The organism is Acinetobacter sp. CIP A162 (assembly GCF_000367905.1).
Classification (GTDB): Bacteria; Pseudomonadota; Gammaproteobacteria; order Pseudomonadales; family Moraxellaceae; genus Acinetobacter; species Acinetobacter lwoffii.
This window is the reverse complement of record NZ_KB849158.1, coordinates 710579-726212: the sequence shown is the minus strand read 5'-3', so window position 1 is coordinate 726212 and position 15634 is coordinate 710579. Positions and strand designations below refer to the sequence as shown.

The 15634-nt window shown below is 41.6% G+C and carries 16 protein-coding genes and 1 pseudogene; 16 read left to right on the top strand and 1 reads right to left on the bottom strand.

Going from position 1 to position 15634, the window contains the following annotated elements:
• The first annotated feature begins 498 nt into the window (after positions 1-498).
• The 10 genes from acnD (at position 499) to F995_RS06070 (ending at position 9679) form a co-directional block, all read left to right on the top strand.
• Positions 499-3117 (top strand): Fe/S-dependent 2-methylisocitrate dehydratase AcnD, encoded by a 2619-nt coding sequence (gene acnD, locus F995_RS06110; RefSeq protein WP_004645926.1) that lies wholly within the window; start codon positions 499-501, stop codon positions 3115-3117.
• Positions 3118-3619: 502 nt separating this feature from the next.
• Positions 3620-3763 carry a zinc ribbon-containing protein gene (locus F995_RS16270; RefSeq protein ID WP_004645925.1) on the top strand — a complete coding sequence of 48 codons (144 nt, stop codon included), beginning with the start codon at positions 3620-3622 and terminating at the stop codon, positions 3761-3763.
• A gap of 306 nt (positions 3764-4069) precedes the next feature.
• Entirely contained in the window at positions 4070-4411 is a 342-nt protein-coding gene (locus tag F995_RS06105; RefSeq protein WP_004645924.1) for a hypothetical protein, read from the top strand.
• Between the two features lie 146 nt (positions 4412-4557).
• Positions 4558-4779 (top strand): hypothetical protein, encoded by a 222-nt coding sequence (locus tag F995_RS06100; RefSeq protein WP_016806680.1) that lies wholly within the window; start codon positions 4558-4560, stop codon positions 4777-4779.
• Positions 4780-4892: 113 nt separating this feature from the next.
• Positions 4893-5156, top strand: coding sequence for a hypothetical protein (locus tag F995_RS06095; protein ID WP_004645922.1), 264 nt, complete (start codon positions 4893-4895; stop codon positions 5154-5156).
• Between the two features lie 523 nt (positions 5157-5679).
• Positions 5680-5928 (top strand): DUF6868 family protein, encoded by a 249-nt coding sequence (locus tag F995_RS06090; protein ID WP_004645921.1) that lies wholly within the window; start codon positions 5680-5682, stop codon positions 5926-5928.
• Positions 5929-6050: 122 nt separating this feature from the next.
• Complete coding sequence (locus tag F995_RS06085) at positions 6051-6764, top strand: SIMPL domain-containing protein (RefSeq protein WP_004645919.1); 714 nt, start codon at positions 6051-6053, stop codon at positions 6762-6764.
• A gap of 80 nt (positions 6765-6844) precedes the next feature.
• Complete coding sequence (locus F995_RS06080) at positions 6845-7510, top strand: pseudouridine synthase (protein WP_004645918.1); 666 nt, start codon at positions 6845-6847, stop codon at positions 7508-7510.
• A gap of 585 nt (positions 7511-8095) precedes the next feature.
• Positions 8096-9028: an SNIPE associated domain-containing protein gene (locus tag F995_RS06075; protein ID WP_004645917.1), complete on the top strand. Its 933-nt coding sequence runs from the start codon at positions 8096-8098 to the stop codon at positions 9026-9028.
• A gap of 261 nt (positions 9029-9289) precedes the next feature.
• Positions 9290-9679, top strand: coding sequence for a ribonuclease E inhibitor RraB (locus F995_RS06070; protein WP_004645916.1), 390 nt, complete (start codon positions 9290-9292; stop codon positions 9677-9679).
• A 242-nt stretch (positions 9680-9921) separates the two neighbouring features.
• On the opposite strand, the gene F995_RS16265 is transcribed toward F995_RS06070, so the two are convergent.
• A protein-coding gene (locus F995_RS16265) for an IS5 family transposase (RefSeq protein ID WP_004729218.1) occupies positions 9922-10735 on the bottom strand; the annotation gives its coding sequence in 2 pieces (ribosomal slippage) (positions 9922-10347 and positions 10349-10735; 813 coding nt in all).
• A 67-nt stretch (positions 10736-10802) separates the two neighbouring features.
• Here F995_RS16265 and F995_RS06055 point away from each other — a divergent pair.
• The 6 genes and pseudogenes from F995_RS06055 (at position 10803) to F995_RS16955 (ending at position 15633) form a co-directional block, all read left to right on the top strand.
• Entirely contained in the window at positions 10803-11249 is a 447-nt protein-coding gene (locus F995_RS06055) for an SRPBCC domain-containing protein (RefSeq protein ID WP_004645913.1), read from the top strand.
• Positions 11250-11372: 123 nt separating this feature from the next.
• The gene (locus tag F995_RS06050) at positions 11373-11711 is read left to right on the top strand and encodes a zinc ribbon domain-containing protein YjdM (protein WP_004645911.1); all 339 of its coding nucleotides are present in this window, start codon (positions 11373-11375) and stop codon (positions 11709-11711) included.
• A gap of 135 nt (positions 11712-11846) precedes the next feature.
• A pseudogene (locus F995_RS06045) lies at positions 11847-12209 on the top strand (5-carboxymethyl-2-hydroxymuconate Delta-isomerase).
• Positions 12210-12637: 428 nt separating this feature from the next.
• On the top strand, positions 12638-13078 hold the full coding sequence (locus F995_RS06040; RefSeq protein ID WP_004645909.1) for a YybH family protein: 441 nt from the start codon (positions 12638-12640) through the stop codon (positions 13076-13078).
• A 121-nt stretch (positions 13079-13199) separates the two neighbouring features.
• Complete coding sequence (locus tag F995_RS16960) at positions 13200-14357, top strand: AI-2E family transporter (RefSeq protein ID WP_004645908.1); 1158 nt, start codon at positions 13200-13202, stop codon at positions 14355-14357.
• A 4-nt stretch (positions 14358-14361) separates the two neighbouring features.
• Complete coding sequence (locus tag F995_RS16955) at positions 14362-15633, top strand: GAF domain-containing protein (RefSeq protein ID WP_228127472.1); 1272 nt, start codon at positions 14362-14364, stop codon at positions 15631-15633.
• Position 15634 lies beyond the last annotated feature (1 nt).

Below are 15634 nucleotides of genomic sequence, written 5' to 3'. Positions count from 1 at the left end.
ATGGTTATTGTTTTAATGTGAGGTTTGCGAATAATGTGACATGCGTCACACTGAGCTTCTGATAGTTTTGGAAAATCTGCTATCCCAAATTAGGGGATTGAAATTTTGCTAAATGCGGCGGCAGGACAGGCCTATGAAAACCAGTGAGACTATATTTTTTTATCTTTAGAAAAATGCACATAAAATTAATTATTTATTAATGATATTAGTGGTTTAGGGTAATAATCAAATAAAAATATAGAGAAATATTTTGCAACATAAGACTAAAGAATAAGGCGAATTATTCAGATTTTTTTAGCAAAAGACCGCTTTAAAGCAAAAATTCTAAAGTCTATGTAACAAATTTTTGCGAAAATACCGATTTTTATAATTAAGTATTTGAGAAATATAAAATTTGGGAAATGCTATTTGTGCGGCGTACAATGCTGCTATTACAAAAGTAACTCATCAATATCTATTGATGAATAAAAATAGAGATAAACGAGGGCAGGCAAGCTTATGAACAACAACTACCGTAAACCGCTGCAATCCACCCAGCTGGAATATTATGACGTGCGACAGGCCATAGAAGATATTCAGCCAGGCGCATATGCCAAACTTCCTTATACTTCCAAAGTCCTGGCAGAGCAGTTGGTGCGTCGTTGTGATCCTGCCATTCTGGAACAGTCTTTACGCCAGTTAATTGAGCGTAAACAGGAACATGATTTTCCCTGGTATCCGGCACGTGTAGTGTGTCATGACATCTTGGGACAAACGGCGCTGGTGGACCTTGCCGGTTTACGTGATGCGATTGCAGAACAGGGCGGTGACCCGTCTAAAGTCAATCCGGTAGTTCCAACCCAGCTGATTGTCGACCATTCACTGGCGGTTGAGTTTGGTGGTTTTGATCCGGATGCCTTTGAGAAAAACCGTGCCATTGAAGACCGTCGTAACGAAGACCGTTTCCATTTTATTGAATGGACTAAAACCGCGTTTGAAAATGTTGATGTAATTCCTGCGGGCAATGGCATCATGCACCAGATCAATCTGGAGAAAATGTCTCCGGTGATTCAAAACCGTGATGGTCTGGCATTCCCGGACACCTGTGTTGGTACAGATTCGCATACGCCACATACCGATGCATTGGGTGTGATCTCGATTGGTGTGGGTGGCTTGGAAGCTGAAAATGTGATGCTTGGTCGTGCGTCTTGGATGCGTCTGCCTGATATCATTGGTGTGGAATTGGTCGGTCAGCGCAAGCCGGGTATTACCGCAACGGATATCGTCTTGGCATTAACTGAATTCCTGCGTAAAGAGCGTGTGGTTGGCGCATATTTAGAATTCTTTGGTGAAGGTGCTGACAGCATGTCGGTGGGTGATCGCGCCACGATTTCCAACATGACGCCTGAGTATGGCGCAACGGCTGCGATGTTCTATATCGACCAGAACACCATTGATTATCTGACCTTGACCGGTCGTGAGCCTGAGCAAGTCAAACTGGTCGAAACTTATGCCAAAGAGATCGGGCTTTGGGCATCGGATATGACCCAAGCGGAATATCCACGTGTGCTGCATTTCGATTTATCGACTGTGACACGTAATATCGCTGGCCCATCGAATCCGCATGCACGTGTATCAACCTCTGACCTGAAAGAAAAAGGTATTGCCGGTAATCTAGATGCTGCTCGCGCACAAGAAGCAGAAGGCTTAATGCCAGATGGCGCGGTGATTATCGCGGCGATTACCTCTTGTACCAATACCTCTAACCCACGTAATACGGTGGCGGCAGGTTTGCTAGCACGTAAGGCCAATGAATTGGGCTTGGTGCGTAAACCTTGGGTGAAATCTTCTTTTGCACCGGGTTCTAAAGCGGCTGCTTTGTATTTGGAAGAAGCAGGCGTACTTAAAGATTTAGAAAAACTGGGCTTTGGTATCGTGGCCTATGCATGCACGACTTGTAACGGCATGTCGGGCGCATTAGATCCAAAGATTCAGCAGGAAATCATCGACCGTGACCTGTATGCAACAGCGGTGCTTTCGGGCAACCGTAACTTCGATGGACGTATTCATCCTTATGCGAAGCAGGCATTCTTGGCTTCACCGCCATTAGTAGTGGCTTATGCGATTGCCGGTACGATTCGTTTTGACATAGAAAAGGATGCTTTAGGAAATGATAAAGATGGCAACCCGATTTATCTGAAAGATATCTGGCCATCGGATGAAGAAATTGATGCGCTGGTGAAAGTTGCTGTAAAACCAGAACAATTCAAAAAAATCTATATTCCGATGTTCGACTTGGGTGTGAATGAAAAAGCAACAAGTCCGTTGTATGACTGGCGTCCGCAAAGTACCTATATCCGTCGTCCGCCGTATTGGGAAGGGGCTTTGGCTGCACCGCGTACCTTGTCAAATATGCGTCCGCTGGCGATCTTGGGCGATAACATCACCACTGATCATTTATCACCATCGAATGCCATTGTGCTCGACAGTGCTTCAGGTGAATACCTGAAAAAAATGGGTGTGCCTGAGGAAGACTTTAACTCCTATGCAACGCATCGCGGTGATCACCTCACCACGCAACGTGCGACTTTTGCCAACCCTAAACTGTTCAATGAAATGGTGGTGCGTTCTGACGGTACCATTAAACAAGGTTCTAAAGCACGTGTGGAGCCTGAAGGTGAAGTGATGCGTATGTGGGAAGCGATTGAGATCTACATGAACCGTAAACAGCCGTTGATCATTATTGCCGGTAAGGATTATGGTCAGGGTTCGAGTCGTGACTGGGCAGCGAAAGGTGTACGTCTTGCAGGTGTAGAAGCAATTGTCGCTGAAGGTTTTGAGCGTATTCATCGTACCAATCTGGTCGGTATGGGCGTGTTGCCGCTTGAGTTTAAACTGGGTACAGATCGTAAGACTTTAGGTCTTGATGGTACAGAGCTGTATAGCGTGATTGGTAATATTGCGCCACGTTCGACTTTAACTTTAGTGATTGAGCGTTCAACCGATGATGGTAAGAACCAGATTATTGAAGTTCCAGTCACTTGTCGTCTGGATACTGAAGAAGAAGTACATGTGTATGAAGCGGGTGGGGTATTACAGCGCTTTGCACAGGATTTCTTGGAAGGAAATGTGGCTTAATCTTTTTTTTAATCACTCCTAGCCCCTCTTTGAAAAAGAGGGGAACTCCCTACTTTTTTAAGGAGGGTTGGAGTGGATTAAAGTTGTTGATATTGTTTAAAAAAGACCCTACTGTGAAGTGGGGTTTTTATTTAGAGCATTAATGTCTTTATCAAGAAAATACAAACAGGTACTTTTCTTTTTAAACTTAAGCAATTGAGCTTCCTCAATGATTAAAGACGTCTATAACTTTAAGGGAATATAAAATTTCATATGGCTATGGCGATAATTTTGTATTAACGCACTGCGCTATACTTGACCTTATGCATCACTTATCTCAATGTTATTAAACTAGTTAACTTGAAAAAAATAATAAATTATCACTTAATTAATGAGTTATTGAATAATAATTAGAAATACTACTTTGCCCAAATGCCATCATCATTTACAAAAATGGACAATAGACATTCATCACTAGAGGGTTATACTAGATAGACCATTTCTAAAACCATGGAGAACAAAGATGGTTACTGCTGGCGAAAAACCCGGAACAGGCTTCTATTTTTGTGTTCAATGCGGACACCGCACCTACTTAGAAATTGGTACTGATCGTTTACCACCGTGTACCAAATGCCAAGGCAATCAATTTAACAATAAGAATGCCTAAGCAAAACAACTCAAACAGTTACCCTCTGTTTTGAACGAAAGCCCTATTACTCGATAGGGCTTTTTGCTGTGGTATCCAAATCTCATACATAGAAATAAAAAATTATTATGAGAAAACAGTTTTATATCGGGAGGAGAATCTTGGTTTAAAGTAAAAAATTATAATAAATTCAAAAAATTATTTGAACTATTGTTATAAAAGGTATAGGTTGTCTGCTTTAAAAATTAGCTAACCACTTAGAATTAAGGTTAGATATTTCCGGGGGAAACAATGAAAAAATTTACAGCTTTAGTAATAGGAAGTGTGATGTTATTTACTTCAGGCTGTGCGACGATGTTTAATGGTTCAACACAAACTGTGAATATCCGTAGTAACGATGAATTGGCTAAGTTATATGTCAATGAAGAATATATGGGTCAGCGTAATACTGTTTATACTTTCAAAAAGAAAGAAAATTATGTAATTAAAGCAGAGAAGCAAGGCTGCCAAACCAACATCGTTATTCCACAAAAAACTTTTGATCCAACAACCTTATTAGGTGTTTTCTTGGATTGGGGAATTATCTCTATTCTCGTTGTGGATGGTGCTGCTACTGGTGCATGGCAAAAATTCAGCCAGACAAGTTTTGTAGTGGATCCTAATTGTTAAATAGTTCACTCCGATTTAAAAAATATCCCATTAAATAATGGGATATTTTTTTTATAGATTTTATTTTCTTAAAATATTATTGTTTGAAAATTAACCAATAAAACCCCATATAAAACCCTAGATTCATCGTGTTTAGGGCAGCTCAATTGCAATATTATCTTGATCTTAATCATGACTCAGGTGTTGCCAATTACGAGATTGGTAACGAGTTTATTCGGGTTCAATTTAAGAAAACCTCGAAAGTTTATACCTACAGCTATAGCAGTGCCGGCTATCAGCATGTCGAAAACATGAAACAGCTTGCCCAATATGGCGATGGGCTAAATGCCTATATCAATCATCATACTCGACAGCTTTTTGTACGTTAAAACTGGTCTGCTTCTTGCTTCAATGAAAGTCCTAAAAGGCAAATATTTTCTAAAGAGTAAATATCTGCCTAGAAATAGTGCAAGTGCATATATTAAAAAGAGGGCTATCACCTATGGATATTCAACAGCACGCACCAGAGTCAGGAAAATTAGATAAAAAAGCCCATTTCTATTCCGCATGGCCGCTCATCTTGATTCTTTTCGGGGGCGCGATTGGCTCGTTTTACGCTGTGATCGCTTACCTGCTTAACCTGAAAATTTATAGTTCTGAACTGACGAGACTCAATAAGGTTCTGGCCAATCTGCTCTGCGGGATGTCAGCGATCAGTATCTGGTGGTTTAATGCACAATGGATTCAGGCTGCTTTGTTTCAATAAATAGTCCTCATGTCTTGAAGATAAATTGCAATAAAGTCCATTTTTATCGAAGAAAAAAGCGTAAAAATTGAAGGATAGGGTTTATTTTCCTTAAATTGGATTAATAATGAAATAAATTTTCAAAAATTCTAAAAATTAAAAAAACATAGGAAATTAATCCCGCCCATCTTTGCCTAATATAGCTCTCAAGGGTGTGATGGGATCGGAAAGAGTAGCATGCTGTGAGCGGCGCAAAACGCGAGTGCAGTACGAACCCAAAAGGTCTCGATTCGGCTTAGGACGCTATAGACCAAAAGTTTATAGGCTATAAGATCAGGTCTTACAAAGAATGATAGTTGAAGTAAACCATTGCGAGTTTTCCCAACACCCTAAAAAATTCTCTAGCAATACATGCAGAATAAAAAATAAATATAAATCATAAGTTTAATAAAACTATTTATCCAAGCAAGATACAAATCAATCCTTCATTTCTCAAGATGATCTGTTATTTTAAAAACATCAGCTGTCCCCTAGGGGAATCCTCATGAATCTCGATATCTGGTGTCGTTTTTTACTGTTTTGCACACTCATTAATTATGTCATTCTCATGATCTGGTTCATGGTCTTTGTCTTTGCCCGAAACTGGATGAAGCAGGTGCATGGAAAATGGTTTCGGCTGTCAGACACCAGTTTTGATGTGATTCATTATTCGGGTATGGCGGTGTATAAAATTGGCATTCTGCTGTTTAACCTGACACCGTTAATTGCAATCTATCTGATGAATCAAGGCTAAGTGCGGTGTTGTGATTAAATCTTCGTGTGATAAAAATAAGATCAAATTAGTATCATTTTATCGCTACTTGATAGCGTGGCAGGATCAATAAGAATGAAAAAAGATTTCAAAGGAGTTGAAGGATGAATCAATTCAAACCGGCCCTGATTTTAGGTGCCTTGATTTGCTTAGGGATGATTATTGCCGGATGGATTCTGGGTAATAGCGCGCTGAAAATTAAACAATATGAACGTATAGTTTCGGTCAAAGGCTTGTCGGAACGCGAAGTCAAAGCCGATGTGGCGGTATGGCCGATCCGCTTTAATGCCGGCAATCAGGATCTGGCCGAGTTGTATGACACCATGCAAAGCAATACCCAGGAAATTCAGACTTTTCTAAAAAATGAAGGCTTTAGTGCGGAAGAGATCACCAGCGCCTCACCCAGTATTACCGATAAATACGCGCAGCAATATGGTGGTGATGCCAATGTCGCACTGCGCTATACCGCCAGCCAGACCATTACCGTCTATACCCACAACATCGATACAGTACGCAAAGCGCAAAGCCGTTTGGTGGTTTTGGGCAGAAAAGGCATTGCCTTTGCTGGAGATGATTCTGGACAAAGAACGGAATATTTGTTTACCAAGCTGAATGACATCAAGCCGGCAATGATTGAACAAGCCACCGAAAATGCCCGCAGTGTGGCAGAAAAATTTGCTGCCGATTCAAAGAGCAGTCTGGGCAAAATCAAGTCCGCCAATCAGGGACTGTTTAGTATTGAAGATCGTGACAGCAATACACCCTATTTGAAGAAAGTCCGCGTGGTCTCGACAGTCGATTATTATCTGGCAGATTAATCTATCTGGCTGTGCGCAGTGATTGACAGGCTAAATCCCGCTTGTTATTTTGCGCGCATTGCCCCAGATGCTACACCTACATGCCGATTAACCTCGACTTTATTTATTGCCCACCGCAAGAGCCGTTGCAGATTGTTTATGAAGATGATGATCTGCTGGTGATTGAAAAGCCGGCCGGATTATTGTCGGTGCCGGGGCGTTTACCTGAACATCATGACAGCGCTTATTTACGGGTTTTAGATCAGTATCCGCAGGCTAAAATTACCCATCGTCTGGATATGGCCACCTCGGGTATCTTGATGTTTGCCAAACACCGCGATGCAGAAGTGGCGGTGAGTAAAATGTTTCAGGCGCGCACCGTGCATAAAAATTATGTTGCACTGGTACAAGGCAAACTTGAAGGACAGGGCAGCGTCGAAGTACCTCTGATAACTGACTGGGAAAACCGTCCGCGTCAAATGGTGCATTATGAACTGGGCAAAGCCGCCAAAACCTTATATCAGGCAATAGAATATCTACCCCAGCAAGACATTAGCCGAGTGTTACTGACACCTATTACCGGCCGTTCCCATCAGCTACGCGTGCATATGCTGCATCTGGGTCATCCCATTACTGGTGATAAAATTTATCATCCTGAACCCCAGCGCAGTCCTTTGAATCGTATGGCCTTGCATGCCAGTTATCTGGCCTTTATCCAGCCTTTGAGTGGTATCCCGGTCGAAATTAAGACAGCCATACCGTTCTAATTTGATTCTGCTTAATAATCAGAGCCAGCTGGACACATGCTTTTTAAGCTCATAAATATGATGAGGATCAAGCTCTTAAACTGGGCAATCCGAATAAAAAAGTGTGAGAATTTATTTCGATAACAGCGTGGAAATGAGTGGCTTTATAAGCATGTTCAAATGAAATTTTCTACTGATCCATTGCCTGATCGGCTGTTACTGCAGAATATAAATTTTAATGTTCGGTTTATCTCTTGACGATAAGCCTAGAGATTTTTTATTCTTTTATCTCCCGCTATAGGCCTGATGCCTTTATTTTTATGATTTTTTAACCTTCCTTTCATTATTTTTAAACTTTCAAATTATATCCTTTGATATAAAAAATATCGTAAGTTGTTTCAGAATGGATTTGTCTTGAGCTGGAAAGTAGTCAGTCATACATGACTTGCACATAAAAATTTTGTAGAAAAATAAAATGAATGAATGACTTAGTATTGATCAACGGCTTTGATTATCTGGCCGAAGTGATGCAAAATTAATCATGACTTTATAATAAATTTTTAATTTGATGGTTTAGGGCGCTGCCCGGGGTTAAAGGAAAGAACGATGCTCAGTATGGCTCTCTTCGTTCTCGCGAGTATTTTAATATGTGCATTGCTATGGAGCTTAAAGGTACAGGCTTCATTACGCAGCAATATCCAGTTTTTACAGGAAAACCTGGATCATTCCCGCAGCAAATTGGCAGATTATGAAACTCAAGTCGATGAATTGAATTATGAAATCACCCAATTGCGGGTACAAAATGGCAGTTTAAACATTGCCCTGAATAAATATAAAAAATATCAGGATATCTGGGATATCGAGCAATATATTATTAACCGGACTTTGCAGGCCGAAAACTTTGTTGAAGCGACCAAGCTGGATGCTTCGATCATGATCGATGATCTCAAAGCCTATATCGCAAGAGTAAAAGATTATCTTGCCCAGTTTCAGGCGCAGGCCGTGGCCGAGGTTGAGCAGGAGGCCCGACAAAGTTTGCACGGTTATTATGAACAGGCTAAACAACAGCATCGCTTGCAAGAGGTATTGAGTGCTTTACAGCATAAAATACAGGCCCAGCGCTTCGGCTTGCAGCTTCCCGCAACACAGGTTTTAGAGCAGCTGATTGAGGGTTATAGCGAAACGGATGCGGTTCGGCATTTACGCAATGTCCGTGACAGAATTCAACAGGCCATAGAAAAACAGCAGGTGGCGAGCTGTAATTATGTCGACGACAATCGCCGTCGAAGTACTATTGAAATCCTTAGTCTGGCTTTCAACTGTAAGGCAGATTTATATCTCTCTCAATTAAGCACAGAAAATCTGGGCGAGATATTGCAAGCCTTAAAGGATGATTATGTCTTGCTGAATTATACCGGGCAGGCACTGAGTCAGGCGATGATTCAAGAATCCTATCTTGATCTGCGTTTAGAGGAGCTCAAGTTTGCTGCACTGGTTTTGCAATTGAAACAAGATCATCTGCATCCATACATCGCTTAGATCATGACACTCATAGGGCTAGAAGATTTTTACCAGAGTATTCTGAATGCCATAAGTTGGTTTAAATCCTGATATTTTTCAGGATTTTTGACCTTTAGGTATCTTGAATATATTGATCCCCTTACTTATTTTTATATTTATAAAAATCATATGTTTATTTATGGTTAAAAGATAATATTTTTTGTCTGTATCTCGATAATGGTACAAAAATCAGCTAATCTTAAATGCAGAATAAAACAGCATCATAATAAGGATACTTCTATGTCACGTGATTACAATCAATTCCCTGACGATGAAAATGGCAATGTACTGTGGCAAATGCATCAGGATGGCGACGACTTGCAAGAAGCGCACGAAATTGAATTTTCGATTGCCTTTGCGGATGAAGCGCAGGCAGATCGTTGTGCCTTGCATCTATTAAAAGAAGAGCAAAAAATCAGCCTGTTTCAGGACGAAGATAGCGATACCTTGGAATGGATCATCACGATTTATGTATATATGGAGCCTGCCTACGAAGATATCGTGGATCTGGAACAATGGTTCAGCAAAATCGCTGCACAATTTCAGGGTGAATATGATGGTTGGGGCTGTATGGCCTATGTCTATGATGATGAGCTGGATGACGAAGAGAGCAGCCTGCGTAGTAGCTGAGCATGCTTGTATTTAAATGATTTAAAGTAAGAAACCCGGTGCTGCCGGGTTTTTTTTATTACTCTTTAATTGCTATACGAAGGTTTGAGCTTGAGTATAGATACATACTCATTATATATAGCCAGCTCAAAACTGGATAAAATAACTCAAATGAGTACTTAACTCAGGCTGATGATGCTGAGGATTTAGTCACAACAAATGCAGGGAATATCCCGCAATAAAAAATAGATCTCTTGCGAAAGTTAATTCAAGAGCATCCAATTCACCATTCCAACAATTAAATTCATTCTTAGACCAAATCGTTTCCGTCTATTTCTATACCGTTCTGTTAATATCCGAAAATATTTAAGTTTGCCGTTGATATGTTCAATTGTGATCCTACGCCGACTGATTTCTTGGTTGATCTGTTTTGCTATTTTGGGTAATGATAAATTCTTAGGTTTCTTGATTGGAATGAGTAACTTACTCTTAATCTGATGAAATCCTTTATAGGCTAAATCTGCCATAATACAAGGATAAATGATCATCTCCTTAAAATACTTACGCGCAATCGTCAGATCATGTTTTCTGCCACTTTCGACCTGTATACTTACAATTTGCTTTAGTCTTGGGTTAAAAATGACCTGTGTTTTTAGCGTATGTTTCTTCTTTTTACCGCTATAGAATTTTCTTTGTTTTTTTGGGACGCTCAATCTGTGACTCAGTGACATCAACGATCACATAATCACCTTCACTAAACTTTTGATTCCGTTTGGGTAATGCAAAAATCCGTGATTGAATCAGAGCATTTTCAACTTTATGAATAGTACGATTCACATTACTTTCAGCAAGATTATAGTCAGCGGATAATTCAATTTGAGTCCTATAACAGCGTAAGTAGTTTAGAGTTAACAATAATTGATCCTCTAAACACAAAGAATGCGGCCTTCCAGATTTTTTCTTGGCAAGTTCAGCGTGTTGTAACACCGATACCATTTTTAAGAATAATGGACGAGGAACTCCAACGAGTCGTTTAAATTCCCCATCATTAAATCGAGTTAAATTTTCATATTTCATGGGGCTAGTATAAACAATTTTTTACTTTCGCAAGAGATCTAATAATAAGAACAAAGGACAAGAAAAAATGAGTTACACCTTAAAAATGCATCGTGTGTTTAGTGCACCACCGGAGCGGGTGTATCGTGCCTTTGTACATCCGGATGCACTGGCCAAATGGCTGGCACCACATGGCTTTATTGCCAAAGTAGAACATGCGGAAGTCAAACCCGGCGGCAGCTATAAAACGACCTTTACCAATTTTTCTACCGGAACCCAACATCATTTTCATGGCATTTATCATGAGGTCATTCCCAATCAGCTGCTGCGCTATACCGATCAGTTTTCTACCCCCGAATTGCAGGGTGAAATAGAGGTCACGATCATCTTTGAAAAAGTGTCAATCGGTACCGGTTTACACATTATTCAGGTGGGTTATCCGGATGTGGTGCCGCCAGCGGTATGTCATTTGAGTTGGCAGGAATCACTGCAACTCCTGTCTTTGCTGGTTAATCCGCAGATTTCAGACAATTAATTCCTTGGATCTCCTGTGTTGGTTTCATCCCAATGTCCTCTCCATCAGCGCGCCTGACAAAAATGCTATACTGTGAGCTTATTTGTTTCATTTATTTAATTTTTCTCTTTTTTCGAGGTTCTTATGGGTCTGCCAAACTGTCCAAAATGTCAATCTGAATATACCTATGCAGATGGTGATCTACTGATCTGTCCTGAATGCGCACACGAGTGGAAAGAAGGTGAAGTCACTGAAGAACAAGTGATCATTAAGGATGCCAATGGCAATGTGCTGGCAGATGGTGATAGTGTAACGGTGATTAAAGACCTGAAAATCAAAGGTTCATCTTCAGTGGTGAAAGTGGGCACTAAAGTCAAAAGTATCCGTTTGTTGCCTGATGCTGCCGATGGGCATGATATCGATTGTAAAATCGAGGGAATCGGCCCGATGAAACTTAAATCCGAATATGTCAAGAAAGCTTAAATTTAGCCCTAGACTAAAATTCTGACGAGAGAATAATACGGTTGATGATTCGTATTATTCTCATTATTGCTGAAATTCTGGGCTAATCATTTTCCTGCCGCCCTGATCCTCGCATTTCGATTTGAGACCACTTTAATGCCGCACTTGCATCTGGAATATTCTGACAATCTGCAACATATCGAGATCAAACCCTTATTGGTTGCTATCCATCAGGCACTTTTTAACGCCGGCCATGTCACCGATCCCAATGATTTAAAAAGTCGTGCGATTATGCAGCAGGATTATGTGATTGGACTGAATGTTGTTACAGATCAGGCCTATGTGCATGCCAAAGTTTCACTGTTGAGCGGGCGCAGTGTCGAAGTTCGTCAGGCAATTTCCGAATTGGTGCTCGACGTCATGCAGTAATATATTGCGGCCCAGCCAGACTTAAAAATACAGCTTTGTGTCGAAATCATTGAAATGCCAAAGCAGACCTATAGTAAAGCCATTATCTGAATGATGGCTTTTATCTGCTGATATCACATGGATCAAATGCCTTAAAACTTTATTAATGCCATACGAAATTTATAAACAGATCGACTTGGTCTGTAACAGCCCGCTATCTTATTCAGATCTAAAATTATTTCTATTTTTAAATGACGCTTTATGTCATTTACAGGCATGCAATAAAAGTTCTAAAGTAACTTTTAATCGCTGCTGATTTTTGAATCATCCAATTTAGAAACAGCATATTCATCCTGATTGAAATAAAAATAATTTAAAAAATAATCTTCAGGTGAGCTGTATCCAATCCGGCAGTGGGAAGAGCAAAGCGAGAATAACGCTTTAGCATAGGCAAAATAATAAGAACAAAAGATCAGAAATCGGGTGAGTTGATTGAATCCCAGATTTCAGGTCTGACTTGTCCGATTGAGGAAAATTTAATGCAGATTTTTGGGGATGAACAATTGGCTCGGGAGGTCATGGTATTTCTTCAGGAATGGGATAATGCCATAGCCAGACTTGAAATTCAGGATATTGTTCAATTGTGCCGACCGGAGATCCGTCTGGTCGATGTCAGTATGGAAGTTAAAGGTGTCGAAGCCTATCAGGCTCTCTGGCAACAATATCGGCACTTTATGCCCGAAGGAATACGTGTAGAGCGGCAGAATATGAATATTCATGTCACGCATGATCTGGCTGTGGTCGATGGTTATGTAGGGGTAAATTATGCGGTGATTGAACCGATTTTTCAGTTGGGCTGGTGTCGGGTCAGCATGTGTCTCAGCAAGCAGCAGGGCAAATGGCAATTGCTGCATCAACATACCTCAGTCCCTGTGCAACTCGAAACCCGGAAAATGCGCCGGATCAAAAGCGTGAGTTAATCCACTCATCTGAAAAGATTTAAGTGAAATATCTTTGCAAATGATTACAGGAATACCTTTGTAACAAAAATATAGAAAGTCCTAAATTATGTTGAAGGAATAATATTTTAGGACTTTCCAGGTGGATAACAACAAGAACAGTCAAGTAAAACCACGACAGGCCAACCTGCAACAACAGACTGAAGTATTGATGCCGGATCAGTCCGAGCGACAGCGCACCCACCATGCACTCAGAATGATGGCAGGCTTTGTAATTGCTGCTGTCGTCATGACGGCGTTGTATTTTGGTCGTGATATTTTTATTCCGCTGGCTTTGGCCATTCTGCTGGCATTTTTACTTTCTCCTCTGGTTTCCCGTTTAAAGCGATGGGGGTGTCCCCAATGGGCGGCGATTGGCCTGGTCATGTGCTTGACCTTGTCATTTCTGGGCGGTACTGCAACTTATCTGGGGGTGCAACTTGGCAAGCTGAGTCAGGAACTGCCGCAATATCAGGACACTATCCAGCAAAAACTGAAAATGCTCGAAAACTATCGTCAGGGACCGAGTATGTGGGACGGTGCGATCCAGACCTTTGACACAGTCGAAGATTCGATAGACACATCCGAACAGGAAACAGAAGACCCGAATGTGCAGAATGTCAAAGTGGTCGGTTTGGAACCAACGAGTGAAGAGGCTGCGCTGGACTGGTTGAGTAAAATCCTGAATCCGCTGGCGATTATCGGGATTGTGTTCCTGTTTATGGTATTGATTTTATTCAATGGCAAAGACCTGCACGACCGCTTTCTGAAACTCTTGGGCGGTAATCTGAATATCGGCACCGATGCGCTGGATGATGCCGGCAAAAGTATCGGAACCTATTTGCGCATGCAGCTGCTGGTCAATGTCACTTATGGCATTCCCATGGCGATTGGACTGTTATTGATTGGCGTACCGGCAGCGATCATGTGGGGGCTGGTCGCGGTGGTTATGCGTTTTGTACCCTATGTTGGTCCGATCGTTTCAGCTATTTTCCCGATTACACTGGCTTTTGCCGTTGATCCGGGCTGGGACATGGTGCTCTGGACTGTGGGCTTGATTCTGGTGCTGGAACTCATCAGCAATAACGTGATTGAACCTTGGCTTTATGGGGAAAGTACCGGTCTGTCTACCTTGGCGATTATTCTGGCTGCTACGTTCTGGACCACCCTCTGGGGACCGGTAGGGCTGATCTTGTCGACGCCTTTGACTGCCTGCCTGCTGGTTTTGTCCAACTACGTGCCGGCACTGGGGTTTTGTTAAAACTTTGCTTGGCAGTACGCCAGTATTGTCACCCTCCGAACGCTTTTATCAACGACTGGTGGCTGATGAAGTCAATGATGCAATGCAGGTAGCCAATGATTACATCTGTGCGCAATTGCCAAAAAAGCCCTGTGCGGAGGAGGTGGCCCGCCGTGTACAAATGTTCTATGGCGAAGTGGCCATTCCAGCTATTCGGATTTATTCGCAAGGACATGATACCGATGTTACTGCCGAGCACCGGTTGCGTCTTTATCAGGGCTTGCAGTTCTTTAATCATGCTTTCCAAAAAGCCTATCCGAGTAAGATGAGTGCCGAGCAGCCCGAAGTTTATTGTGTTGGTGCGCGTTGGGAAATTGACACCCAGATTTCTGCCATGTTGGCGCATGCCCTAAATCTCAAAAATATTGCTGCCCGAAATGATCTGGATGTGCTGATTCAATCGAGTGAATCAGGAAAGGGTATTGTACTGCCAGCTTCGATCAAGATTTTATGTGTGTCTATTTTTCATCATGCGCCTGCGGCACAGATCCGGTTGCTGAAATATAGACTGGCGCAGCAATATCCTGAGCTGAAAATCATTTTTGCGACTTGGAGTGTGATGCAGCTGGAGCTTCTGGATGAACTGCAACAACGTTTTGAGCTGCAGGCACTGGTCAATAATGTCGATGATCTGATTCTGACTATCGAAACTTATACCTTGAATGAAGGGGAAAGCTGGTTTGAGAATCTGGAGATCAAGAATGAAAAAGAACGGCAGCAGGCTTTAAATGAGTTGGGATTATTAGATCACTTTCATCAGATCCTTTATAAACAATATATTGAAGAAGCCCGTCAGGCTTTTGATGTCGACTACGCGCAAATTTCCTGGCTGAATCAGCATGAAATGTATATTCCAGTCAGTCCTTTTACCCAGGAGGCAACCCAGCAAATGTGCAAGGATTCAGTCTGCACCCATCTGCTCTATCAGAATGAACCTTTGGTGATAGAAGACTTGCAGCGTGACCCGCGCTTTCCACATCTGTCAGAATTAAGACAGTATCATATCCGTTTCTATGCCGGTGTGCCCTTAAAAGATAAAAATGGAATTGCGCTTGGGAGTCTGTGTCTGCTGGATAAACAACCGAGACAGATGCAGGCCGAAGATATGATTCTGCTTAAGGCTTTGGCACAGGATTTAATGGCGACTTTGAGCAACGAGCGTAAGAAAAAAGATAAACAGAAGCAGATTGAGCAGATGCAGCCAGCCACCTCGGCAAGCATTTTAAATAAGGACTAAA